The sequence below is a fragment of the Paracoccus sp. UBA5162 genome, from assembly GCF_002413585.1.
GTDB lineage: Bacteria > Pseudomonadota > Alphaproteobacteria > Rhodobacterales > Rhodobacteraceae > Paracoccus.
On sequence record NZ_DHXG01000062.1, the window covers coordinates 1 to 2,511 of the forward strand.

General features: G+C 63.1%; 1 protein-coding gene. It reads left to right on the top strand.

From position 1 onward, the window contains the following. Nucleotides 1-127: 127 nt before the first annotated feature. Nucleotides 128-2,511 (top strand): TonB-dependent receptor plug domain-containing protein (locus B4A72_RS09250; protein ID WP_292978399.1); only part of this gene is annotated, 2,384 nt, incomplete at its 3' end.

Here is a 2,511-nt window from a genome sequence, read left to right on the forward strand (position 1 = left end):
TCTTCTGCAAAATGCTGCGCTGCGGTAGCGGCTTGGCTGAAATCGTTCGTTCATCCCCTTGTCATCGACATTGCAAAAACAGGGGGCATGAATGACAAGACTGTCCGCGTTCAAATTATCACTTATCATGGCATCGTCCTGGTCGGCCTGCGCGCTGGCGCAGGAAGCGCCGCAGGAACCGCAGGCCGAAGACGGCACCGCCATCATCGTCACCGGCACGCGCGCCGTGGGCATGTCCGCCGCTGACGCCGCGGCGCCGGTCCAGGTGCTGAGCGAGGAAACCTTCAGCCGCGTCGGCCAGCCCAACCTCAACCAGGCACTGACCCAGATCGTGCCGAGCTTCACCGCCCAGACCCAGGGCGTCGACATGTCGAGCTTCTCGCTGTCGGCGCGCCTGCGCGGCCTCAGCCCCAACCACACGCTGGTCCTGGTCAATGGCAAGCGTCGCCATGGTTCGGGCATCCTGCAGGTCATCGCGGGCCCGTTCCAGGGTTCGGCCGCGCCCAGCATCGACCTGATTCCACCCGACGCCGTCGAGCGGATCGAAGTGCTGCAGGAAGGCGCCGCCGCCGTCTACGGCACCGACGCGATCGCCGGCGTCATCAACCTGATCCTCAAGGACCAGAATGAAGGCGGCAGCTTCAAGATCACCGGCGGCCAATATTATGACAGCGAAGGCGAGATGTTCTCCGCCTCGGGCAATGTCGGCTTCAAGCTGGGCGAGGACGGCTTCTTCAACCTGAGCGGTTTCCACCGCCGCCAGGATTATACCACGGTCGGCACCGGCATCGTGCAGGTGACGCAGATGGACGGCACGCTGCAGCCCAATGTGCCGACCCAATGGTCGAACCTGGCCGGCGACACGCTGTCGGGCATCAACGGGGGTCAGCCCAAGACCTATCTGACCGAAATCTTCTACAATATGGGCTATGATTTCGGCGGGGTCGAACTCTACAGCTTCGGCGACTATGCCAAGCGGGTCGGCTACGCCAAGCAGGGATACCGCCACCCCAAGCGCATCTGTTACGAAGCGGGCAATCTGGGCGGCAGCGTGACGCCCGACGCCTATGATCCGTCGATCTGCTACGCCAATACGGGCGTGGTGGGCATGGTGCCGCTGCAGAAGGTGGTGCAGGACGAATATAGCTTCACCATCGGCGCGCGGGGCGAAACCAACGGGTGGAATTACGACCTCAGCACCACCTACGGCCATGACAAATATGATATCTGGACGACCAATTCGGCCCATCGCGAAGTGTGGCAGGAAAGCTATGCCGCGGCGCTGGAAGGCATCGGCACGCCCAACACGCCCGACACCGCCTATGATGGCGGGTTCCGCCTGAGCCAGACGACGATCACCGCCGACATCCGCAAGGAATTCGACATCGGCATGGCCCAGCCGATGACCTTCGCCTTCGGCGGCGAATATCGGCGCGACACCTATGAGATCGTGCAGGGCGATTTCTATTCGACCTACAAGACCGGCGTGCAGTCCTTCCCGGGCTACAAGGCGTCGGACGCGGGCTATTACAAGCGCAGTTCGCGCGCGGGCTATATCAACTTCATCCTGACCCCGGTGGACGGGTGGACGGTCGACCTTGCCGGCCGCTATGAAGACTATACCGATTTCGGCGACACCACGATCGGCAAGATCACGACGCGCTACGACTTTTCCGACGCGTTCGCGATCCGCGGCACCGCCTCCACCGGCTTCCGCGCGCCCACCCTGGCCGAACAGAAATATTCGACCATCAACGTGGGCCCGACCAGCGCCGTGGCGCAGCTGCCCGCCGGCACGCCCGCCGCGCAGCTGCTCGGTTTCGACGCTTTGAAACCCGAAAAGTCGACCAACTTCTCGGCCGGCTTCGTCGCGCGCCCGATCCCCAAGCTCGCCATCACGGTCGATGGCTATTACATCAAGATCAAGGATCGGATCGCGGGCACGGCGGCGCGTTACGCGGTGCAGGGCGGCGTGGTCCAGCCGGGCGGCGACGCGATCTTCGACGCTCTCGCGGCGGCGGGCATCGTGCTCGATTCCGCGCTGCCCAATATCGGCGTGGCGAGCTTCACCAACGGCATCGACACCCGCACCTGGGGCATTGATTTTTCGGCCGCCTATCCGGTGATGCTGGATTTTGGCCGCCTCGACCTGACGCTGACCGCCAACTACAACAAGACCAAGATCACGGACAACAAGATCCCGGCGGTCTTCAGCGCGGTGTCGGAAAGCTATATCGAGGACGCGTCGCCCGACTATAAGGTCGTCGCCGGCTTCCTGTTCAAGAGCGGGGCCTTCTCGCTCAACGCGCGGGAAACCTTCTATGGCAAGACCACTATCCTGGTGACGCCATCGGTGTCCTGCTCGACACTGACGGCCGCGGGCCAGCCCTGCGCCTATGATGGGGAGGTCAAGCCGACCGCGATCACCGACCTGGAGGCAAGCTATGCCTTCACCGACAATGTGACCTTCTCGGTCGGCGCGAACAACCTGTTCGACAAGCGGCCCGAAGT